The 23,334-nt window shown below is 67.5% G+C and carries 13 protein-coding genes and 1 pseudogene; 12 read left to right on the top strand and 2 right to left on the bottom strand.

The genetic code is table 11. From position 1 onward, the window contains the following. The first annotated feature begins 103 nt into the window (after positions 1–103). From ACQCSZ_RS13570 to ACQCSZ_RS13555, 4 genes are all read left to right on the top strand, one after another. A complete protein-coding gene (locus ACQCSZ_RS13570) occupies positions 104–2,848 on the top strand; it encodes a LuxR C-terminal-related transcriptional regulator (protein ID WP_427004294.1) in 2,745 nt (914 codons plus the stop codon). Then, the gene (locus ACQCSZ_RS13565) at positions 2,835–5,564 is read left to right on the top strand and encodes a LuxR C-terminal-related transcriptional regulator (protein WP_427004293.1); all 2,730 of its coding nucleotides are present in this window, start codon (positions 2,835–2,837) and stop codon (positions 5,562–5,564) included. Before ACQCSZ_RS13570 ends, ACQCSZ_RS13565 begins: the two co-directional genes overlap by 14 nt. 251 nt (positions 5,565–5,815) lie before the next feature. Next, the gene (locus ACQCSZ_RS13560) at positions 5,816–8,554 is read left to right on the top strand and encodes a LuxR C-terminal-related transcriptional regulator (RefSeq protein WP_427004292.1); all 2,739 of its coding nucleotides are present in this window, start codon (positions 5,816–5,818) and stop codon (positions 8,552–8,554) included. A 59-nt stretch (positions 8,555–8,613) separates the two neighbouring features. Further along, entirely contained in the window at positions 8,614–11,253 is a 2,640-nt protein-coding gene (locus ACQCSZ_RS13555; protein ID WP_427004291.1) for a helix-turn-helix transcriptional regulator, read from the top strand. Positions 11,254–11,403: 150 nt separating this feature from the next. On the opposite strand, the gene ACQCSZ_RS13550 is transcribed toward ACQCSZ_RS13555, so the two are convergent. Continuing rightward, complete coding sequence (locus ACQCSZ_RS13550) at positions 11,404–11,565, bottom strand: hypothetical protein (RefSeq protein ID WP_427004290.1); 162 nt, start codon at positions 11,563–11,565, stop codon at positions 11,404–11,406. A 155-nt stretch (positions 11,566–11,720) separates the two neighbouring features. On the opposite strand from ACQCSZ_RS13550, the gene ACQCSZ_RS13545 reads away from it, so the two are divergent. The 8 genes from ACQCSZ_RS13545 (at position 11,721) to ACQCSZ_RS13510 (ending at position 22,818) form a co-directional block, all read left to right on the top strand. Then, positions 11,721–13,289, top strand: a complete 1,569-nt coding sequence (locus ACQCSZ_RS13545) for a sugar transferase (RefSeq protein WP_427004289.1) — start codon at positions 11,721–11,723, stop codon at positions 13,287–13,289. A 45-nt stretch (positions 13,290–13,334) separates the two neighbouring features. Beyond that, complete coding sequence (locus ACQCSZ_RS13540) at positions 13,335–13,796, top strand: adenylyltransferase/cytidyltransferase family protein (protein ID WP_427004288.1); 462 nt, start codon at positions 13,335–13,337, stop codon at positions 13,794–13,796. Continuing rightward, positions 13,793–14,977: a DUF1972 domain-containing protein gene (locus ACQCSZ_RS13535; protein WP_427004287.1), complete on the top strand. Its 1,185-nt coding sequence runs from the start codon at positions 13,793–13,795 to the stop codon at positions 14,975–14,977. Before ACQCSZ_RS13540 ends, ACQCSZ_RS13535 begins: the two co-directional genes overlap by 4 nt. Beyond that, positions 14,974–15,771: a CDP-alcohol phosphatidyltransferase family protein gene (locus ACQCSZ_RS13530; protein ID WP_427004286.1), complete on the top strand. Its 798-nt coding sequence runs from the start codon at positions 14,974–14,976 to the stop codon at positions 15,769–15,771. The genes ACQCSZ_RS13535 and ACQCSZ_RS13530 overlap by 4 nt, the downstream gene beginning before the upstream one ends. Positions 15,772–15,809: 38 nt before the next feature. Next, positions 15,810–16,580, top strand: a complete 771-nt coding sequence (locus ACQCSZ_RS13525; protein WP_427004285.1) for a hypothetical protein — start codon at positions 15,810–15,812, stop codon at positions 16,578–16,580. A 74-nt stretch (positions 16,581–16,654) separates the two neighbouring features. Then, the gene (locus tag ACQCSZ_RS13520; protein WP_427004284.1) at positions 16,655–17,569 is read left to right on the top strand and encodes a hypothetical protein; all 915 of its coding nucleotides are present in this window, start codon (positions 16,655–16,657) and stop codon (positions 17,567–17,569) included. Between the two features lie 87 nt (positions 17,570–17,656). Next, on the top strand, positions 17,657–20,953 hold the full coding sequence (locus ACQCSZ_RS13515) for a LamG-like jellyroll fold domain-containing protein (protein ID WP_427004283.1): 3,297 nt from the start codon (positions 17,657–17,659) through the stop codon (positions 20,951–20,953). A gap of 185 nt (positions 20,954–21,138) precedes the next feature. Next, a complete protein-coding gene (locus tag ACQCSZ_RS13510; RefSeq protein ID WP_427004282.1) occupies positions 21,139–22,818 on the top strand; it encodes a hypothetical protein in 1,680 nt (559 codons plus the stop codon). An 83-nt stretch (positions 22,819–22,901) separates the two neighbouring features. Here ACQCSZ_RS13510 and ACQCSZ_RS13505 read toward each other — a convergent pair. Continuing rightward, a pseudogene (locus ACQCSZ_RS13505) lies at positions 22,902–23,325 on the bottom strand (ISAzo13-like element transposase-related protein). Between the last annotated feature and the right edge of the window lie 9 nt (positions 23,326–23,334).

The following is a 23,334-nucleotide window of genomic DNA, read 5'->3' as shown; positions in this document are numbered from 1 at the left end:
TTCCGGCTATGATCTGTCTACTCTCATGTCGGGGGATAGGGATGCTACTTCTAAGCGGACAGCCTGGGGTTTACTGGCCGCAAAGCAGTATGAAGGAAACTAGATGTCGAGGGATTCGCTGGGCTGGGGGGATGTTTCCATTTCATTGGCACCCGCCGAAGAAGAACACGCTGCCGGTCCGGTCAACAGGCACAGGTGGTCCGGTCTCGCGCGCAACGCCGACGCCGACCGGGTCCGGACGGCACTCCTCGCGGAGGACCGGATGGGCGTCGTCATCACCGGTGACCGCGGCGTCGGCAAATCACTCGTCGGCAGGACAGCCCTCGCGGGTTTGGGCCCGGATATCTACACTCTCCAGCTCCGCAGCTCTGGCCCCGGCGCCGCCACCCCGTATGGATGCCTTGCGTTCATCCTTGCGCGGCTGCCGCAGAGTTCCCTCGGATCGCCGACGGCCATCCTGCATGGAATAACCTCCCTGATCCACAGCGACGCCGCGGGACGAAGGTGCGTCATCCTGCTGGACAATGCCGCCACCCTGGACGAGCTGAGCACCGGTGTGCTGCTGAACCTGCTCCAGACCCGGACCGCACGGCTGATAGCAACGGCCCAGCGCACCGCTGATCTTCCCCCCGACTTCTACTGGCTCATCACGTCAGGACAGCTGGCTGAGGTCCGGCTCGCCAACCTGACCGAGGTTGAAACCCTGGAGGTCCTGCAGGCCGCCCTCGGGCACCGGGTGTCGAGCGCGCTGGCCAGCCAGATGCACCAGCTGGTCGGCGGCAGCCCCACCCTGCTGCAGGCGGTTGTTTCCGAACAGATCGAACGCGGAAACCTCGTTTTGTCCGGATCGGTGTGGACCCTCGTCGACGAGGTGGTCCTGGACGGGCGCACCGCCCTGGAAGACATTGTCAGGGCGAGGTATGCCCGCGAGACGCCCGTGGCACGGGAGGTCATCGAAGTTCTTTCCTGCGCCCGGACCATGTCCCTGTCCCGGCTCGCGAAGATGTACAGCCCGGACATCATCGCGGACATGGAGGACGCGGGCCAGATCGTCGTCGACCGGACCGACCGCCACTTCGTCACGCTCGGCGACCGATACCTCGGTGACATCGTCCGCAACTGGCTCAGCGTCGAACGCCGGCTGGAGCTGCGGGACAAGGTCCCAGGACACCAGCAGCACGAGCTTGCCGAGCTGACCGTGGAAGACCTGCTCGCCTACGCGGCATGGACGCATGACTGCGAGGCCCAGCTCGCACCCGCCCATGCGCTGGCCGCGGCCAGCGCCGCCGTCAGACTCTTTGACCCCAAGTTCGCACTCAAATGCGCCAGCAGCCTGACCCCGGGGGACCGGGAGTGGGCAGAGGGGCAGCTGCAGAAATCGTCCGCCTACCTGCAGCTGGGTCTGCCCCTGCAGGCGATGTCGGCTCTGGACGATGTCACGGCGGCGCAGATCGACGCCCTCACGGCGGGAGCGTTTGCCGAATTTGTGGCGGCGAAAGCCGACTGCATGGCGTGGCTGGCGGACCGCTCCGGCAAGGTCCCCGAACTGATCGGGCAGGCACGGGCGCGGTTGGACGAACTCAGCAGGAACGAACCCGCCGCCGCCGTGGACGAGCTCTCCCGGGCGTCGCGGTGCCTGGACCTCTGCGAATTCAACTACCTGTCCTTCATCGGGGATTACCAGCCCATGATGGAACGGCTCCGCACGGCGGCCGCGGCCGGCGTTGACGCCGTCGATCCCGTCCACCGGCTCAGGTCCTCGATCATCCTGATGGAAGCGCTGTGCATGACGGGCAGGGAACTCGACGCCCGCCGGCTGATGCGTGAAATCGGCGGCCAGCTGGGCGAATGGTCCAACGTCCCGCGGATCCGGGAAAATTTCGCCTGGCGGTCCTACAACGTCCTGCTCATGTCCGGACTCTGGCACCAGAGCATCGACATGCTCAAGGACGCCAGCGGCCGTGCCGGCCACGGGCTGCATTCCGGCAGCGCCGCGACGGACCTCGCAGTCGGTGTCGCCCTCGTCTACGCAGGCCGCGGCTACATGGCGCTGGACCCGCTGCTGGCCGCTATCGCCCAGCTTGAGGTCCGGTCGAGCCTGCACTCGCTGCGGCAGGCCTACGCCGCCACCGCCTTCGCCTACGCCCAGACGGGCAACTCGATCCAGGCGGCGGTCTACCTGGACCGTGCCCGGTCCGCAGACGGGGCCGCCCGGTTCACGGTCGGCACCTCCGCCGAATTCTGCCTGGACATGGCATCCCGGTGGCTGGGAGACCCGGAAGCGAGGGAACGGCTCGTGCGGTCGGCCGAACAGCACTTCCGGCAGGGCCGCTACACCCTCGCCGGCATCTGCATGCTCGGCGCCACCGTCAACGGCACCGCCAAGGACTTCCACTTCATGGAGGAGATCGCCGGTCTCCGGCAGGGTCCCCTTGCTGAGCTGTCCCGGATCGTCGCCATCGGCAGCAGGAAGAAGGACGCATCAATCATGCTCGAAGCCGCCGAACTGGCGGCCTCCCTGGAACTCGACACCGTCCAGGCGCGCTGCGCCGCCCTGGCCTTTGACTTTGCCAAGGCCGCAGGCCAGACCGGCAGCGCCAACGCGGCCTACAACATGCTCGAAAGCCTGTCGGAGACCGTTCCGGCCCTGCCCGTCGTGCCGCGGAACAAAGGTCCGCTGCTGACCGAGCGGGAGCGGCAAATCGCAACCCTTGCAGGCAACGGGGTGTCCAACAAGGACATCGCCCTGGATATCGGGATATCCGTGCGGACGGTGGAGGGTCATTTGTATCAGGTGTTCACAAAACTCGGAGTATCCTCGCGAAGTGATCTGCTTGGACTCATCTAGGACCCGCGCGGCCGCTGACCGGACTGAGCCGTCCCCCGCCCTGACCGGACGGACGGATGACCTGCAGTCGGCGCTTGCTGCCATCCAGGGCGGGACCCACGTGGCCGTCTTCCTGCTCGGGGACAGCGGCATCGGCAAGTCCACGCTCATGGAAACCATCGTGGCCGTGCTCGGTCCCGAGGTCACGGCCATCCGCATCCATGGGAGCCCCTCGCTGACCAATGTTCCCTACGGCGTACTCGGACCCTTCATCGTCGGCCTCCCGGTACAGGAGGCGACGTCGCAACTGGCCGTCCTCCGAACGCTGTGGTCCCGTCTGGAGGCAGAGAAACACGCCACCCAGAAGCCCCTGCTGCTCATTGTCGACGACGCCCATGACCTGGACGAGGCGACGGCAGGGATCCTTGCCGAACTCGCCGCCGCCGGCTGGGCGAAACTCCTCGTGGGGGCGGCCGCCCGTCCAGGCCTGCCGGAACCGCTCCTGCAGCTGTGGTTTGAAGGCATCGCCGAACGGCACGACCTGCGGCCGCTGACCCTGGCCCAGACGACGGAGATGCTTGACCTCGAACTGGGTCCGCGGGTGCTGCCCACCGTCGCGGAAGTCCTCTGGGAGGCGTCCGGCGGCAACCCGCTGCTGCTCAATGGCCTGATTGCTGACGCCCGGAACGACGGAACGCTCCGCCAGCGCAACGGAGTGTGGCTGTTCACGCGGCAACTGAACAGTCACGGCGACCGCCTCACGGACGTCGTGCGAAGGCAGCTGCTCCGGCGCTCGCCGGACGAGCGGCAGGCCCTGAACCTGGTTGCCCTCGCGGAGCCGGTGCCCCGCGAACTGATCGAAGCTGTGGTCGGTGAAGACCCGGTGGCGGCACTGATCGAACACGAGCTGGTCCGGGTGTCGGCTGCCCCTCAGCCGGAACTGCGGCTGTGGCACGCCGTGTACGGGGATACGCTGCGGAACCTGATTTCCCCTGCCCGGAGCCTTCAGCTCCGGCAGAGCCTTCTGCGCCTGATGGACCATGAGCCAGTCTCGGCCGAAGGGCTGCTGCGCCACGTGAGCTGGTCGATGGAATGCGGAGCCGACGTCGAGGACCGCCAGCTGCTCCGGGCCGCCGTCCTGGCCAGCAGGTTCCATGACGACGAACTGGCGCGCAAGGCAGCTTCCCTGGTCAAGGACCCGGAGCTGGCGATGCAGGCGCGGTCCGTGGTGGCACGGACCCACTACAACACGTCCGATTACGCCGCGGCCCTGGACATCCTGGCGGCTGATTTTGGCCGGGGCAACACGGTTGCCAGCCTGCTGGCGGGATCCCTGCTGTGGGCGGCTGTGCTTTCCGCGCTGGGCCACACCCCGGCGGAGATCATGCAACGGGCCGGGGCGCTCCTGCGCGCCGGGGAACAGCTGGCCAAAGACTACCCGGCGGACGCCGGGAGCATTCTGGCGGCCGTGAACGAACGCCTGGCGGCCATGCGCAGCATGGTCCTTTCCCTGGCGGGCGAGTACGAGGAAGATGCGCCGGCACCGCCGGCACCACCGGCACCGCCGGCCAACTGCCTCGAAGCGGCATTCCGGCTGTCCCTGGAAGCGGAACGGCTCCTCGTCCGGGGAAAGCCGGTCAGTGCGTTCGCGGAGGCGTCCAAGGCCCTGGACGCCGCAGCCGGCATTCAGGCCGCAGGCGCCCTGGACGGTGAAATGTTTGACCTCACGGATTTCCTCGTCGTCCGCTCGGCGGCGGCAGCCATCCATGGCGGTGACTGGCAGGCGGCCCAGACCCTCCTGGCGGGCTTCGCCGCCGGATCCGGGCCGGTCCTGATTTCGTTCGGCGGGGGAGTGCACGCGGCGCGCGGAATCATCCTGCTGTACCAGGGGAAGGCCAGCCAGGCGCTGGACACCCTGAGCGCCGCGCTGGAAGCGTTGCGCCTGACGGATCCCCGGCAGCTCTTCGCGCTGACAGCCGCCATGGCCTTCGCCGCTGCCGCGGAGGTGGGCGCCAAGGAGAAGGCCGCACTGTTGCTGGCAGATTACGAATCCGCACCCGCGGCTGTCTCCCGGTACCTGCGTACCCTGTCCCGGATGGCAGTCGTCTACGGCAAGGCCCGCCTGGGCAACTACCCGGGTGCAGCGGCAGAGCTTAGGAGCATGGGACGTCCCGATCCCGGCAAAGACACCGGAGGGCTTGAGCTCGACGCGCTCGCCTTCTGCCTCGCCCTGGGCGACCGTGATTCGGCGGCACGGCTGCTGGAGCTCAAGCCCGGGCTGGAAGGCCCGAGGGCAGCAGCTATCTGCGATTATGCGGGCGCCATCAGCACGGACCAGGCAGCGGACCATCTGGAGGCCGCGAAGAGCTGCGAAGCTGCCGAGCTGTGGGGCTTCGCGGCCCTCGCCTATGATGCCGCGTCCCATGCCTACCGGGCCGCCGGCGACACGTTGAGGGAACGGATGGCGAGCGGGCAGCGGAAGCGCTGCCTGGAACGCGCCGACAACCGGGCCGGCGGGGATGCGGCAGAGTCCGAAGACCCGCTCGGAATCCTGACCCGGCGCGAGCGCGGCATCGTGGCCCTGGCGGTGCGCGGCCTGAGCGACCGGCAGATCGCCGCCGAGCTCCAGGTGTCCGTCCGGACGGTCGAGGGCCACCTGTACCGGAGCTACGCCAAGCTCAACGTCAAGGGGCGCGAGCAACTCCCGGGGATTGCCGGAAACGGAAACGGAGCATAGCCTCCGGCTGGCCGTTCCGCCCGGCTGCCCGGCCGGCAGTCCTTGCCGTCCCGGAGGACGCTACGGCCACGGACACTTGATGCGGTCCGCCGACTACTTGGTCGGGGCCCGCGGGCTATCTGAGTACAGCCACGTAGGCCCGGGACGAATACCCGCCGTCGAATCGAGTACTACTTACGCATCCGTAATTTTGGCATAGTCCATAACGTGGACGTATCACTGGTCAAACTTTGATTGCGAAGGTCTCACTCATGTTTCAGCAAGACGCCGGCATGCCTGCGGGTAGCGGCAGAACAGACGCAGCTTCACCAGCACACCGGCTCCCACAGGGACGGTATGACAAACCCTTCACGCGCCAGCAGATTGTGGCTGACGTCGTCGAGACGCTGACGTCAGGCTCAGGCTGCGGCGTCGTCCTCGTGGGGGACCACGGGGCGGGGAAATCCTTCATTGCGCAGCGGGCTTTGGAACAGCTTGGCGAGGACTACCTGGTGGTCCAGGTCCGGGGCAGCTCCATTTCCTCCAAACTTCCCTACGGCGCCCTGAGCGTCCTCCTGAACGACCTCGACGCTTCCCACCTTGAGCACCCGCTGATGGTGCTCCGGGGACTGACCCAACTGCTCCACACAAAATCGCAGGGGCGAAGCACTGTCCTCTTCGTGGATAACGCCCATGACCTCGACGAGCTCTCCAGCATGATGGTCGCCCAGCTCAGCGCCGGAGCGCATGTCACCCTGCTGGCCGCCTGCGTGGACCTGCCCCATATAGGCGGGGACATCATGGGTCTGTGGAAGGACGACCTCCTCAGGCGGATGGATCTGGGCCCGTTCGACTTCACAGAGACCGCGGCAACGCTCAACCACGAGTACGGCGGCCGGTTTTCCCTCACGGCTGCCCGGACCCTGTGGAACGCCAGCGGAGGAAACGCCCTCTTCCTGCACTCCCTGGCCAGGGAACAGATCAAGCTCGGAACGGTGGTCCGCCAGGACGGTGTGTGGGTGCTGGGCCACGGGCCGATCGCATTGACCGGGGAGATCCGGGATGTCGTGAAAGCCCGGCTGAACCGGCTCAGCTCGGGCCAGCGCGACGTCTTTGAACTCCTGGCGCTGGCCGGCGCTGTCCCGCTGCAGACCCTCATGAGCATCGCCAACCCCGAGGACATGGATACCCTGCAGGAACGTGCCCTGATCCAGGTCAGCCATGACCATCCGCCGATGGTCAGCATCATCAATCCGGTCACGGCCGGAATCGTCGCCAGCGTGGTCCCTCCCGGACGAAGCGCTGAACTGCGCCGCCGGCTGACAGCCGTACTGCAGGATTCGGACCTTGAGGATGCCGGAGGTTCGATCGGCGTCGCCTGGGCCCTGGACTGCGGCGAGCAGGTGAGCACCGACGTCGCCCTGGCCGCGGCGCGTACGGCGAACAGCACCTCGGACCCGGCCGCGGCATTGAGGTTTATCCAGGAGATTGAAGGCCGCGAAGCCACCGCCGGAGTGGCCATTGAGTCGGCCCGGGCCCACATCCTGGTGAACAACGATGAGTCGGCGCGCCGGATCCTCCACCTGCTCGATCAGGCAGGCTCCGACGGGCTGCCGCTGGCAGAATGGACCTCGTTGCAGCTCCTGCGCGCGGAACTGGACAAGCGCAGTGCCGCCACGGTTGCCCAGGCCAGAGGCAGGCTGGAGGCCATCGGAGAACGCCTTTCCGCCCAGCCTGAAGGGCCAGGCGGCGCGGCGGCTTCGGCCCGGGAGCGGTTGCGCCGTGCCGAGGCCGAACTGGCTGTTTTCGAAGGCCGCTACCGGGACGTCCTTGCCCTGACCGAGGGCGCGGACACCGGCGATCTGGGCAGCGAGGCAAACATCGTGACCGCCAGCCTGCGCTGCGAGGCCATGGCGGTCACCGGGAATGTAGCCGGCGCCTTCGACCTGGGCAAGCAGATACTCGCAGCGGCCGGAACTGTCCGCCTTGCCGACAGGTCCATGCGCGAGGTCAGGAGCCGTTTCCTGCTCCTGATGCTGCTTTCCGTGAAGTTCCGGGAGGCGTCCGTCTTCCTGGCCGAAACCTACGGGACGGGGGACACACAGGCACGTCTGGGCGGGATGTTCGAGATCGGGCAGGGCGTCATCGACCTTCATGCCGGGCTCCTTGACGAGGCCCTGCCACGGCTCCGGGCCGGCATGTGGCAGCTGAGGGCCCAGGATCCTGATGCCCTCGGCGGCCTCGCCATGGCAGCCTGCGCCTACGCCGCAGGCCTGCAGGGGGATGAGGAGAACGCCGGCCTCCTGCTGGCAGAACTGGCACAACTGCGGACTCCTGCCGCCTGGCTCGTGGCCCGCCTGACCCGGTATTTCGAGCTCAGCGCGCTCGCCGAACTCGGCCAGCGTGCGACGGCAATCCGCGCGCTCGCCGCAGAGGCAGACGGCGATGCGGCAGCATCGGCGCTGGCTCCGGCGCTCCTCTTCCTGTCCGCGGCGGCCAGGCTCGGCGACCGCCAGGTAAGCCAGAAGCTGGGCAGCCTTGGCAACGGGGTCGACGGGCAGTTCGCGGGCTTGTGCACCCGGTTGGCCGAGGGCATGAAGGAATCTGACAGCGAGCTGGTGCTGGCTGCCTCCAAGGAGGCCGAGGCCGCAGGGAACGCCGTTTTCGCGCGGGATGTGGCCCGCAAGGCCGTCAGCTACGCCAACGACGCCGGAAACCGGATCGCACTGAGGACCGCGCAACGAGCCCAGCAGTCGCTCGATGACAGGTTCGGCAGCCCCAAGAATGGCCTGCATTCGCTGACCACGTCGACGCTGACCGCCAGGGAGTGCGAAGTGGCGGTCAGGGCCGCCGCCGGAACCTCCAACCGCAAAATAGCGGAGCAGATGCACGTTTCGGTCCGCACGGTGGAGGGCCACCTTTACCAGGTCTACTCGAAGCTGCATGTGGCCAGCAGATCGGAACTCAAAGATGTCATCTCCACACCGGCGGACAGCGCACGACTCGGCTGACCCCGGCCACACCCCCAGGACTCCCCGCGCGAAGCCCGGGCCGGCGGGAGGAACCGGAAATGGAAAGCCTGGCTGACACCGCCGGGCTGATCGGGCACTCCGGCCTGATCAAGGATGTGGTGCGTTGCCTGCGCGACGACACCAGATCCGGCGCAATCATCGTAGGAAGCGCGGGAATCGGAAAGACCGCGGTGTCCAGGGCGGTACTCCGCGAGCTGAGACCCCGGGCGACGGTGGTCCGTCTGCCGGCTACCCGGGCATTGGCGGCGGTACCCTTCGGAGCCCTCGCACCCTACCTGTCGGCACTTCCCGACCATGAACTCGACTCGTACGCCGCCGTCCTGGCAGAGCTGACAGGAAGCCTCAGGTCCGAGCCGGCCCCGCCGCTTTTCGTGATCGACGACGCCCAGTGCCTGGACCGGGGGACCACCCAGCTGCTGGCCCGGGCCGTCGCCACCGGTGCTGCGCGGATGCTGGCCACGAGCCGGCCCGGTACGATGATTCCGGAGGAATTCCTGGCCCTCTGGGATGACGGAATCCTCGCGAAGTTTGACCTTGCCCCGCTCAGCCGGGTCGGGGTCCATCAACTGTGCGAACAGGTACTGCGGGCGGACGTCTCCCCGTGGGTCAGTGCGCTGTTCTACGATGTGGCCGGGGGCAACCCGCTGATGCTCCGGTCACTGCTTGAACACTCGCGTGCGAGCGGGGCCTTGGGACTTCGACGCGGTGTCTGGTTCCTCCTCTCAGCGCCCGATCTGGGCGCCGTGCCGGCTGCCGATGTCGTGGACCTGCAGTTCCGCTTCATGACGCCCGAGGAGAAGACCGCGGCCGCCATCATTGCCCTCGCGGGGCCACTTTCGCTGGGCCAGATCCTCCGCTTCAGCAGCCCCAGGGCCGTCGACGCACTGGAAACGGCCGGATTGATCAGCATCTCCCCGGGCCATGAGCGCATCGTGCTGCCGGCGAACCCGTTTGTGGGCGAAATCATCCGCCGCCGGGTCCCTGCCGGCCGGAGCGCGGATTTGCGGAGCAGCGTTCTGGCCTTTCCCCTGGCCCCCGCCGTCCGTCCGGAAACGCTTCTGAATCAGCTGCGATGGTCCCTGGACTGCGGAGCCTGCGTCCCGCCCGGGGAGTTGCTGCAGGCGGCCGTGTCATCCAACGTGGCCCTGGACGCGGCGACCGCGGCCAGGGCTGCCGGGGCCGTCCGGGACGAGGCGTTCCTCCCGGACGCCGGAGTCCAGCTTGCCTATTCCAGCTTCATGCTCGGCAGGCGGGAGGCGGCCGCTGGCTACCTGAAATCGGCCCAGCCGCTGCGCTACGGGCGTTCCTCCTATCTGGCCGCGCTGCTGGCCGCGCGGCTCGGGCGCCCCGGGTTATCCCCGGAGCTGCGGCGCGAATCAGCCGAAGCCTCCGCGGATGAGGCAGGGCCGGCCCAAGGCGGGCCCCTGTGGACGCAGTCCCCCGCCGCAGGCATGGCCGCGGCAATCATGAACAGCAGCTGGGAGGGGCAGTTCCCGGCTTTTGAGGCCAGCGTGAGGGAACTCGCCGACGCCGCTGTGGCCATTCCGGAAATCCGCGTTCCAGCCCTGTCGCTCCTGGCGGAACTGTGGACCGCCCAAGGACGGCTGGTGCCGGGGCTGCGGCTGGACCGGGAGGCCTGGCAGGGCGCCCAACGCGCAGCCGTGGCTCTTCCGCTCGTCTATGAGGACCTGGTCGAGCGCCATTGCCTGAACCTGATCCGGGCCGCGGCATGGGACGAACTGGCAGCGGTGCTGGACAATTACGCCGCACGCCACCCCACCCGCCTCCTGTTCAGCGGAGGCATGCTCCACCTGCTGAGAGGCTTCTCCCGGCTGCGCCAGGGCCGGATGCCGGAAAGCCGCGCCGAGTTGCTGCTGGGCGTGGAGGAACTACTGATCGCGGACCCGCTGAATGTCCTGCCGTTTGCGCACTCCGCCGCCGCGTACGCCGCTGCCGCCGTGGGGCGTCCCGGCGAGGCTGACGAGCAGTCGCGGGCCTTCCGGACGTCTGTCTACCGGGAACCGAGGACCCTTCGGTTGCTGGCGGAAGCGTACTGCAGCGCGGCGGAACTGGCCACGGGGATCGATCGCGGCGGCCGGAACGGGCTGGTCCAGCTGGCAGACGAGGCGCGGCAACAAGGCCTGAGGGGCGTCGAAACCGACATCAGGCGGCTCGCCCTCCGGAGCGGAAATGCCGGGAGTGCGCAGGCGCTCGCCGCGAGCAGCAGCGCCGTCGAAGGGCCCGAGGCGAGGCTGCTGGAGGCCTTTGCCCGTGCCGTTGCCGCAACGGATGTAACCGAACTGATCGGGATCAGTGATGACGCGCTGGACGCGGGCCATCTGCTGCTGGCACTTGAAGCAGCCCAGCAGGCCGCGGTGTTCCTTGAGCACGATCCCGAGCGCCGGCGGCTCACCGCGGTGCAGCGCCGGGTGCATCGCCGGTTGGTTGCCGCCGGCATGTCTCCGCACCTGGACATCGTCCGGGGCGAAGCCGACAGCGGGCTGACGGTGCGGGAATCGGAAATCCTTGAACTGGTATCCGGCGGGTCCACGAACGCTGACATTGCCACCGGGCTTTGCGTATCCCAGCGGACCGTGGAGGGACACCTGTCCAGGATTTTTGCCAAGCTCGGGGTCACCGGGCGGTTGGAACTCCTCGATCGGGCCCGCCACTCCTGACCGGGCGGCAGCCGGAGACGCTTCCGCGTACAGCACGAGTGACCCGAAAGCCCCGCGGGAGTACCCCTAGGTAGTGGCACCCCGGATAGCGCAATAGAAGTCGCGTAAATGCTACGCGTGTGCTACGGGGGCCTTGGCGGTTGACTTGAGTCAGTCCCAGGAACAACTCACAAAGGTCTCAAAATGAGTAACTTCAGGGCGGTGATCGACCGCGGGCACAACCGGCAACATGGTCTGGCCACGAACTTCATCTTGATTGCTGATGAAGTCGCTGCCACCATTGGAAGTGGTCGCGTCAAAACCTCCCTTCACCGAACTCCTTCATTGGAATCGCACGGTGCCGTAACCGGCAGCCGGGCGCCAAGGTCGGAGCCGGCGGCGTCAGAGCCTTCTGAGACCGAGGCTCTCCCCCCAGCCGCCGCCGGCTCCCTTAAACGGTCTGCACCACGCAAAGGCGTGGAAGCGGGATGAGCGCGGTAGATGAGCGCCGCGGGGGATATCGCTCAAGGGGCAGCCGCGGGATCCGCCGCCCCGCCCCGGCCCTGGCTGCCGGGACCCTCGGCCAGCCGTGGAGTATCGAACATGATTTCCCGGCAGCACGGGTTGACTCGGGGAAGTCCTGGGCCAAACGCTACCGCCGCTGGCTCAGGGCCACGGACACCGCCATTGTGGCCATCGCCATCGCCGCCGCCTATGCTTTCCACTTCGAACCCGGCACACCGATTTTGGCCCGGCCGGCGGTCGGCGGCTCCTACGTCGCCATCAGCGTCGGCATCCTGCTGGTGTGGGTCCTGGCCCTGGAAGTGCACCGCACCCGGGACGAGAAGGTACTGGGCATCGGCTCCGAGGAATACAAGAGGGTCCTGGACGCCACGCTGGGCGTCTTCGGCGGCATCGCAATTCTCGTTCTCCTCCTGGGCATCGACGTGGTCCGAAGCCACTTTGCCCTGGCGCTCCCCGGGGGAGCCCTGCTGCTCCTGGTCAACCGCTGGCAATGGCGGGCCTGGCTGAACCGGCAGCGGCACTACGGCCATTACCTCTCGAAGGTGATTGTGGTGGGGGAGCCCGGCGACGTCGAGTATGTGATCCGCCAGTTCGGCAAGGTTTCCGGAGCGGCCTATGAGGTCGTCGGGGCGGCGCTCCCGGCGGGCTATACGGAAAGCCACCTGCAGATCTCCGCACGCCGGGTCCCGGTGCTGTGCGATGTTGGCTCGGTGGCCGGAAAGGTGGCCGAGACCGGCGCGAACGCAGTGGTTGTCGCCGGGCGGCTGGAGGGCGGCACCCGGTCCATCCGTCAGCTGGGCTGGGCATTGGAAGGCACGCAGGCCGGGCTCGTCCTCGCATCGAGCCTGACCGACGTCGCGGGTCCAAGGATCCACTGGCGCCCCGTGGAGGGCTTGCCGCTCATGCACGTGGAGCTGCCCCAGTTCAGCGGAGGCAAGCACACCCTCAAGCGCCTCGTCGACATCCTGGCCTCCTCCGTCGCCTTGCTGCTCCTGTCTCCGCTGCTCTGCACCCTGGCCTGGGTCATTGCCCGGGACAGCAAAGGGCCGGTGTTCTTCCACCAGGAGCGGGTCGGCCGGAACGGCGAGCGGTTCAAGATGGTCAAGTTCCGTTCCATGGTCCAGTCGGCCGAAGAAGACCTCGCGGAACTCAAGGCCCTGAACGAAGGCGCGGGCCTGCTGTTCAAGCTGAAGAACGACCCGCGGGTCACCAGGTGCGGACGCTGGCTCCGGAAGTATTCGCTGGACGAGCTGCCGCAATTCTGGAACGTCCTGAAGGGCGATATGTCCCTGGTGGGGCCGCGGCCCCAGCTGCCTGGTGAGGTTGAGGGATATGAAGGCGATGTATGCCGGCGGCTTCTGATCAAGCCGGGCATCACCGGACTGTGGCAGATCAACGGACGATCAAATCTGGGCTGGGAAGAGAGCGTCCGCTGGGACCTCTACTACGTGGAGAACTGGTCCTTGACCGGAGACATCATGATTCTGTGGCGAACCCTCAGGGTCATCCTCAATCCGGTGGGGGCTTACTAAACGCTGGTACTGGGCCAGCGTCCAATGGGAAGGTAACAGGAAAAAATGGGTCTCAAAATTGGATATGCGCCGGGGGCTTTTGATCTATTCCACATCGGGCATCTCAACATCCTCAAGCACGCCAAAAGCCAATGTGACTTCCTGATTGCGGGGGTCGTATCAGACGAAATGCTGGAACGGGTCAAGGGCAGGTTGCCCCTGGTCCCGCTGGCCGAGCGGATGGAGATTGTCGGCAACATCGGCTACGTGGACAAGGCCTTTGCGGAGCTCGTCCCGGACAAGCTCCAGGTCTGGGAGGAACTGCGGTTCAACGTCTTCTTCAAAGGTGACGACTGGAAGGGCACCCCACAAGGCGAACGGCTGGAAAAAGCCTTCGGCGCCGTGGGAGTTGAGGTCGTCTACTTCCCGTACACCGTGCACACCTCCAGTTCCGCCCTGCGGACCGCCCTGGAGCTGATCAGCCAGTCCCCTGAACCGGCCCTCCGCCGGCAGGGGGCCCGGAGATGAGCGGGCTGCACATCGCCATGGTCGGAACGCGGGGAGTTCCCGCCCGATACGGCGGATTCGAAACCGCCATCGAGGAAATCGGGCAGCGCCTCGTACTCCGTGGCCACAAGGTGACCGTTTACTGCCGGGACATGGGCGAGGGAACCCAGAAGCCGGCCCAGCACCTCGGGATGGACCTTGTCCATCTCGCGGCGATGCGCAGACGGTCCCTGGAGACGCTGAGCCATACCGGCCTGTCCGTTGCCCATATGCTCCGGCACCGCCCCGACGCGGCCATCGTCTTCAATGCGGCGAACGCCCCGTACCTTCCGGTCATCCGGATGGCAGGCATCCCGGTGGCCACCCACGTGGACGGGCTCGAATGGCAGCGCGCCAAGTGGGGCCGGGCCGGCCGGAAGTACTACCAGTCGGTGGAAAAACTCGCCGTGATCTGGTCCGACGCCCTGATCGCCGACGCCGTCGGAATCCAGGACTACTACCGGCAGAAGTTCGACGCCGACACGGTGTACCTCGCGTACGGGGCACCGCTGCTGGAGAAGGGCCACTCCGACAAACTCGCGCAGCTCGGTCTTGAGCCGCAGGGCTACCACCTCGTGGTGGCACGGTTCGAGCCCGAAAACAACGTCCACCTGATCGTCGAAGGCTTCACGCGAAGCACCGCCAAGCTGCCCCTGATCGTGGTGGGCTCCGCCCCGTACTCGGACCGCTACACCCGGCAGGTCCATGAGCTCGCGGACGCCAGGGTCCGCTTCGTCGGGGGCCTCTGGGACCAGGAACTGCTGGACCAGCTGTACGCGAACGCCAAGGTGTACTGGCACGGCCACTCCGTCGGCGGCACCAACCCTTCGCTCCTGCGGGCCGCCGGCTCGGGCACCGCGACCAACGCCTTCGACGTCGGATTCAACCGGGAGGTGCTTGAATCCTGCGGACGGTACTTCGCGGACCCGCAGGACGTGGCCCGGCTGGCCGCGGAAGCGGAGCTGCCATCCTCGGATGCCCGGGCCAGGGGCGAGAACGCGCGCCAGCTGGTGCGCCGCTACAACTGGGACCTGGTCACGGACGGCTATGAACAGCTGTCCCTGGACCTGGCCCGGTCGCGGGCCCGTGCACCGCGCCCGGCGCCGCGCAAAGTCTCCCAGGCGTTCTCCGGCGCCTCACAGAGCCTGGGGGCCGGACAATGACTGCCGTCGACTCAGGGATCCCCGCCGGGTCCCGCTCCGCGGGCTACTGGGGCACGGTCAAGGATCTGGCCGCCGCACAGAAGACGGCCGCCCGCGGCGCGCCTGCCTATTCGCGCTACGTCAACCGCCGGCTTGGCCGGCTACTCGCGGCGGCCGCCTGGCGGCTCGGGATGAGTCCCAACACCATCACCGCGATCAGTGCGATCTTCACCTTCACCGGGATTGCCCTGCTGATGCTGTTTCCGCCCTCGGGCGCCGTGGGTATCGGCGTGGCCCTGTGCCTCGTGACCGGCTACGCGTTCGACTCGGCCGACGGCCAGGTCGCGAGAATGCAGGGCACCGGGTCCCCCGCCGGGGAATGGCTGGACCACATGGTCGACGCCGTCAAGACCTCGGCCATGCCCTTGGCGCTCGCCGTCGGGCTCTATCGCTTTGGCGTCGTCGAGCACTGGTGGCTGCTCGTGCCGCTGGGGGCGGCCGTCGTGTCCGCCGTGCTGTTCTTCAGCATGATCCTGACGGAACAGTTGCGACGCCAGGCAGGGAGGGCTTCCGTGGCCGCAACGCAGGGGCGTTCCTGGATCCGCTCGGTGCTGGTAGTCCCGATGGACTACGGCGTTCTCTGCCTCTCCTTTGCCGTCTATGGCATCATCCCGCTGTTTCTTACCGTCTATACGTTGATCTTCGCGGCAACGGCGGCCTTCCTGGTCCTGGCGTCGATCAAGTGGTTCCGTGAACTTTCCACCGCCCCGGCGGAACTGGCCACGGCCACGGCCGGTGGAGGGCCGGAACGATGAAGCCAGGACAGACACCGTCAGGAAAGACACCGTCGGGAATGTCTCCGTCACGAATGGCAGGGGACAAGGGGCGCCGCGGCCGGTTCGTGGCCACTTCGATCGGGGTATCGGCGCTGCTGGCCCTTGGCTGCGTGGCCCTGGTCTCCGGTCTGGCGGGGGATCCCCGGGCAAGCGGTGCGCAGGCCGGCAGGCCGGCGGGCGCCGCGGCCATCGCGCCGGCCACGGCACCGGGCCCGGCGACGCCGGACGTCGTGACGCCCACGGAGCCAGGCCCCACGAATCCGGGGGCGGCCCCGCCCGCCGAGTCTCCTGCGGCGCCGGCGGACCCGCCAGCGCCGGCCGGGCCGGATCCGGCTCCGGTTGACCGGAAGGGAAAATCGGACCAGGAGCTCGCGACGATTGCGCAACCTGTTGCCGCAGCTGTGGATCTCACGTCCAGGAAGGCCGTCAGGGGCGGGGTCTCCGCGACCATCACGGAAATGACGGCGGTCCAGGGGGTCGCCGCAGGCATCGGGGAAGTGGCAGGCCCGGCGATCAGGTTCAAGGTCACCGTGCTCAACGACACCGCCGCGGCCCTCCCGCTGGACCGGGCGGTGGTTGACATCAGCTACGGCGATGACGAGCAGCCGGCCAGCCAGCTCAGCGGGCCGGACCCCACGGCTTTCCCGGCCAGCGTGGCTCCCGGCGAAAGCGGTGCAGGCGTGTTCATCTTCGCGGTGCCCCTCGACGCGCGGGACAAGGTGGAGATCCACTTCAACCTTGAGGCCGAGACGCCCATCGCCACCTTCGCCGGAACGGCGCCGGCGTGAGCGCCGGCACCTCGGAGGCGCGCCGGGAAACACCACAGATCATTCCGCACGGACAGACCGGAAGGAGGCACGCCATGACAACCGCACCCGAGAGCCAGTCTTCGCTGAGGCTGCTCCGCACCGCGGCCCGCCGGGTCAAGAAGGGGGCGAAGCGGCTGCACGCCGGCTTCGCCCTGGTGTATTTCCGCCTGAAAAATTTGGTGGCCCATGGTCCGGCCACGGGCTCAGCCCCGGTCGTCGTCTCAATGACGACTTATGGCGACCGGATCAACACGGTGACGGTCGCCCTCGAGTCGATTGCCCGGGGCAGGGTCCGGCCGCAACGCCTGCTGCTGTGGCTGCAGTCTCCCGAGCAGTTTGAGACGCGGCCGGAGTCGCTGCGGCGGCTGGAACGCCGGGGCCTGGAAATCCTGCTCACCTCCAACTACGGACCGCACACCAAGTACTACCCGTACGTGCAATCCCAAGAGCGGCACACTGCGCCAATGGTGACGTCCGACGACGACGTCGTCTACCCGCGGGACTGGCTGGCCCGGCTGGTGGCCGCCAACCGGCGGCACCCTGAAGCCATCAGCGGCCACTGGATCAGCATCATGGGTGTCGCGGGGGACCGGGTGGCTGACTACGCCACGTGGGCCAGGGCCCGTGACACGGCCGCCAGGCCGGCCAATTTTGCCCCTGGAGTGTCCGGGGTGATCTATCCGCCCGCGATGCTCGAGGAGCTCAAGCGCCGCGGCGACGGTTTCCTCTCCGTCTGCCCCGGTGCTGACGACATCTGGCTGCACTGGGTGGCGCTACGCGCCGGCATCGCGGTCCGGCAGGTCGGCACCGTACCGCACCACTTCCCGATCATCCCGGGCAGCCAGGGCCAGGCACTGGTGAAGACAAATGTAGGCGAAAACCGCAATGACCATTTGATCCGAGGCCTCTATTCGGCCGAGGACGTGGCGGCACTTGGCAACAACGCAGCCAGTCATCAACTTATCTAGGGGGAAACCATGCTCAGGAACGCCACGCTGGGGAGCGCTCAGAGGGCAGAAGGGCGGCTGACAGGCTGCCCGACGCCGGCAGGTGCCGTGCGGAAGACCGCGAAGAAACTGACGGCGCTGCTGCTCGCAGCCGCGGTGGCATTGTCGCTGGGACTCGTCGGCGGCCTCCCGGCGGCGGCCGATACGGCGCCGGCTGACCCAGGAAACCCGGCCACGCCGGTGACGGTGTCTGCCGACGGGCTGCCGACGGCGCAGATCAACGGGGTGGCCTGGACACAGGTGATCATCGGCACCACGGTTTACGTCGGCGGAAAATTTACGGAGGCGCGGCCCTTCGGGGCTGCCCCGGGGACCGGAGGTGTGGTCCGGAACAACATCCTTGCCTACAACCTGACGACCGGCGAGCTGCTGAACACGTTCACGCCGAGCTTTAACGCCGAGGTGACGGCGCTGGCGGCTTCGCCGGACGGATCCCGGCTGTATGTCGGGGGCTCCTTCACGACGTACAACGGCGCGACGGTGTGGCGGGCCGTTGCACTGAACCCTGCTAACGGTGCCCTGATCCCCGGTTTCCTGCCCCGGATGTCGTCTTCGGTCCGTGCCATCGTGGCGACTCCGACCACCGTCTATCTGGGCGGGGTGTTCAACGCCGTCGGCACCGTCTCGAGAGGCGGCCTGGCCGCGGTCAGCGCCTCCAACGCCGCGCTGCTGCCCTGGAACCCGGTGGCCGCCGGGGGCCGGGTCAACGCCCTGGTCCTCTCGCCCGACGGCGGCAGCATGGTGGCGGGCGGGGCGTTCACCACCATGAATGGTTCCAGCAACCCCGGCTTCGGCCTCGCGAAGGTTGATACGGCCATGGGCGCACTCCTGCCTTTCAAGATCAACAACACCGTCCGCAACGGCGGCACCGACGGGGCCATAACCACCCTGGCCACGGACGGCACCAACATCTTCGGAGCGGGCTACTCGTTCAGGGGGACAGCTCCCAAGGTGATCTCCAACTGGGAAGGGATGTTCTCGGTCAAGTGGTCCGATGACTCCACCACCTGGCTGGAGGACTGCCATGGTGACAGTTACTCCATCCAGCCCATGGGCGACGTGGTCTATCTCGCCGGCCACGCCCACTACTGCGGTAATCTTGGCGGCTTCCCGCAGACCGAACCCCGGCAGTTCAACCGCGGCATCGCGTTCAGCAAGCAGGCCACGGGCACCCTCACGACGGACAGCCACGGCTATCCGAACTTCGCCGGCACGCCGTCGCCTTCGCTGCTGAACTGGTTCCCTATCGTGGACGCCGGCACGTTCACGGGCCAGGGCCAGGGCCCGTGGACCCTTGCCGGGAATGCGGACTACGTGGCGATGGCCGGCGAGTTCACCATCATCAACAACCAGCCCCAGCAGGGGCTGACCCGCTTCGCCAAGAGCAGCATCGCGCCGGACGTGCGCGGCCCCCGGATCACCGGGTTGAACTCCAACCCGTCCCTGTCCACCCCCGCGGCCGGGGCCGTCCGGGTCCGGTGGCAGGCCAACTGGGACCAGGACAACGAGAACCTCACCTATGAGGTGCGGCGCAACGGGGCTGTGATCTCCACCGTCAACCAGGCATCGACGTTCTGGCGGCGGCCGGGCATGACCTTCACGGACACCGGCCTCGTGCCGGGGCGCAGCTACGGCTACCGCATCTTCGCCCGGGACGCCTTCGGCAACGAGGCCCGCAGCGATACCGTCTCGGTGACCGTCGCCGGATCAGTCGCGGCGCCGGGAACCTACGCGCAGCAGGTCCTCGCGGACCAGCCCGGCAACTACTGGCGCCTGGGTGAAACTGCCGGTGCCACCGGCGTGGACCTGGCGGGCAAGGACGATCTGATCGTCCGGCCCGGGGTCAGCTTCGGCGCCGCCGGAGCCCTGGGCGGGGACGCCGACACCGCCGCGGCCTTCAACGGCACCGCCGACGGTGTGGCCAGCAGCCCCACGCTCGCGGGCAGGTCCAACACATTCAGCGCCGAGGCGTGGATCCGGACCAGCTCAACCCGGGGCGGCGAGGTCATCAGCTACGGAAACACCCAGACGGGAGTCTCCACGGACTCCGACCGGAAGGTCTACATGGACAGCCCGGGACGGATCTTCTTCGGGGTCCGCCCGACGGGCACCAGCTCAGGCGGGGCCCGGATCACCGTGAACACCACGGCGAGTTACAACGATGACCAGTGGCACCACATCGTGGCCACCCTCGGCGCCGGCGGAATGCAGCTCTTCGTGGACGGCACCCTGGGGGCCAACCGCACCGGCACCACCACCGCGTGGCCCTTCGACGGTTTCTGGCGGATCGGCGGCGACAACCTGAACGGCTGGCCCAGCGTTCCCGCCAGCCGCTACCTGGCCGGCCTGATCGACGACGTCGCCATCTACCCCTCGGCATTGCCGCTGTCCAGGGCACAGGCACACTACGCCGCTTCAGGCCGTGCGGTGACGGCCCCGCCGGCAAACGTTCCCCCGGTGGCGGCATTCACCTCGTCCGCCACCAACCTCGCGGTTGCCTTCGACGCCTCCGGTTCCTCCGATAGTGACGGGACCATCACCGGATATGCGTGGAACTTCGGTGACGGGACGTCGGGAACAGGCGCCACAGCGTCGCACGCCTATGCCGGCGCGGGCAGCTACCCGGTGACCCTCACCGTGACGGATAACAACGGCGCCACGGGCACCGTCAACCGCGCTGTGGCCGTCACGGCCCCGCCGGCCAACGCTGTCCTCGCCGCAGACGCCTTCGGGCGGTCCCTGACCGGCGGCTTCGGCACCGCGGATACCGGCGGGGCCTGGACGGTCTCGGGAGGCAATTCCAACTTCGCGGTGAACAACGGAACCGGGGCAATGACCCTTGGGGTGGGTGGGGCCAGCCGCACCGCCTACCTCACCTCGTTGTCGGCCGCGCCTTTCGACGGAAGCGTGAAGGTTTCCGCCGATAAGATCGCCAACGGCGGCGGCATGTACGTCTCATTGGTAGGCCGGCGGGCGGACAACAACGACTACCGGGCAAAGGTCAAGATCGCGAGCGACGGGGTGGTGTCGCTGTACCTGACCAAGGTCATCAACGATGTTCAGACCACTCTGGCCGGCCCGTTCACCATCCCCGGACTGAGCATGGCCGTCAATGACCCGCTGGTCATCAGGCTGAAGTTGGACGGTACCGGGCCGACGAACCTCAGCGGCAAAGTCTGGCGGGCCTCCGGAACAGAACCGGCGGCTTGGCACCTGACTGCCAGTGACTCGACCGCTGTCCTGCAGACCGCCGGCAGTCCGGGCCTGATCGGCTACCTGTCCGGTTCCGCCACCAATGTGCCGGTGATACTGCGATTCGACGACTTCTCCGTGAAAATTCCATAGGCCCCGGGCGGTTTGACAAGCTCGACGTACGACCTGACCGGCGGACCGGCGGGGGAGGAACTGCAGGGACCAGCGGGGAACCAGAGAAGACCAGAGCAGGACGGCCGGCTGAGCAAAGGAGCACCATGATGCCGTGGATGATTTGGGGTCCGACGAGGCTCGAGCGGCCAGGACTGTCACCTGGCATGAGTTACCGGCCCGGCCGGCCCCGGGCGCGCCGGAGTGCGGCTGCCCGCAGCTCAGCCGCGGCCATCAGCGCCGTGCTCGCCGCGGCCCTGGTCCTCGTGCAGGCGCCGGGGGCCATCGCTGACTCCGCGCCTGCCGACCCTGCCAGTCCATCGTCTCCTGTCACCGTGACGGCGGACTCCCTGCCCACCGTCCAGATCGACGGGGTGGTGTGGCAGCAGGCCATCATCGGGGATACCGTATACGCGGTGGGAAGGTTCAGCACCGCCCGGCCCGCCGGCGCCGCTGCCGGCTCGCAGACGACGCCGCGCAACAACATTCTGGCGTACAGCCTGAGCACGGGCAGGCTCATCACCAGGTTTACGGCCTCGCTCAACGCCCAAGGCCTGGCAGTGACGGCTTCCCCGGACGGCACGAGGCTGTACGTGGGCGGCGACTTCACCCAGGTCAACGGCCAAGTGTCGAGCCGAGTGGTCGCCCTCGACCCGGCGAACGGTGCCATAATCCCCGGCTGGTCACCGGGGATATCGGGCCAGGTCCGGGCCATCGCGGCCACCCCGGACACGGTGTACCTGGGCGGTTCGTTCAACGCGGTAGGATCCACCTCCAGGTCAAAACTGGCGGCTTTCCGCGCCTCCGACGGCGGCCTGCTGGCCTGGCAGCCGAGGGCGGCGGGCGGGAGCGTCAATGCCTTGGTCCTGGCCCCGGACCGCAGCAAGCTGGTGGTCGGAGGATCATTCACGGCTTTGAACGGCAGCAGCCAGCCAGGCTTCGGCCTGGGCGCCGTGGACACTGTCAACGGCGGAAGCCTGGCGACACCGGTCAACGATGTGGTGCGGAATGCCGGCAGCGACGCGGCCGTCACCTCACTCTCGAGCGACGGGACGAGCTGGTACGGGACGGCCTTCATCAACGTCTCCAACAAGGGGACCGGGAACCTTGAGGGATCGTTCGCCGCCAACTGGTCCAATCTGGACATCAAATGGATCGACGACTGCCGGGGCGACTCGCATAGTGTGTTTGCCAACAATACCGCCGTCTACAAGGCGGGACATTCCCACGACTGCGGGAAAATTAATGGTTTCCCGGAGACAATGCCCAAGTCGTGGCACCGGGCGCTTGCCTACAGCAAGGCAGCCACGCAGACGCTGACTCGGCCCAGCACGAGGTTCCCGAGCTTCCTGGGCAAGCCGGCGCCGGCGCTATTGGCCTGGTTCCCGGATATGGACACCGGCACGGCCACCGGCCAGAACCAGGGCCCCTGGGTCGTCACGGGCAACGACCAATACGTCGTGATGGGCGGCGAGTTCAAGAACGTCAACCTGAGTGGACAACAGGGCCTCTCGCGGTTTGCGATCAGCGCCATCGCGCCGAACAAGGAAGGGCCAAGGTCTTCGTCGGCGGCCACCAACCCGGTGCTGACGTCGCCTTCCGCCGGCAAAATCAACATCAGCTGGCAGTCCAACTGGGACCGGGACAACTCCCGGCTGAGCTACACGCTGTACCGGGATGGGAAGGTCATCAACACCCGGACGATGTCTTCCAGGTTCTGGTACCGGCCCACTGCGGAGTACCTCGATTCGGTGCCGCCCGGTACCGCCCACAGTTACCGGGTGGTTGTCACGGATGCGTTCGGCAATGCCAAATCCTCCACCTCGGTGAGCCTGACTGCCAAGTAAGGGGGGCAGACTGGTCCGCGCCGGGCTTGTCCGGGCCGGATCCGTTCGCGGCTCCGGCCCGGACAAGCCTAAGTGCCCGCCGATTATTTAGTTGGTGTGGCGCCTGGCTTGAGTGTGTAGTTCCATTCGGGGTGCCTCCGGTCGATGAAGTCGGGGACCTTGACCTGGGCAGGGTCCCCCTCCAGACGCCATTCGGTGCCGTTGTATTTATACTGCCCGACCATTGCCCTTTTCTTGGTGTCGACACTGATGACGGGCCGGCCCGCATCCAGGTACCCGGCGGCCCGGTGGTTGAGGTAGCCGGATTGGCCATCGCGGTCCGGATGCTGCCTGCCCTCGAGCGTCATGGCATTTGCCTGCAGGCTGAAACCGTTGTCCTTGAGGAGTTTTGCCATGGTCCGAGGCTGCAGCGTGCCCCCTTTCGGTGAGCTCCGTGGCGAGTTTCCCGGTGGAGAGCGTGGTCCAGGACAGGGCTGATTCGGGTTCCCCGCGGCGGGTGGGTTCCACCAGTGCCAG

Source organism: Pseudarthrobacter sp. H2, assembly GCF_050157045.1.
In the GTDB taxonomy this organism is placed as follows: domain Bacteria; phylum Actinomycetota; class Actinomycetes; order Actinomycetales; family Micrococcaceae; genus Arthrobacter.
Note: the sequence above shows the minus strand (reverse complement) of the source record. Positions and strands in the feature narration are given on the sequence as shown.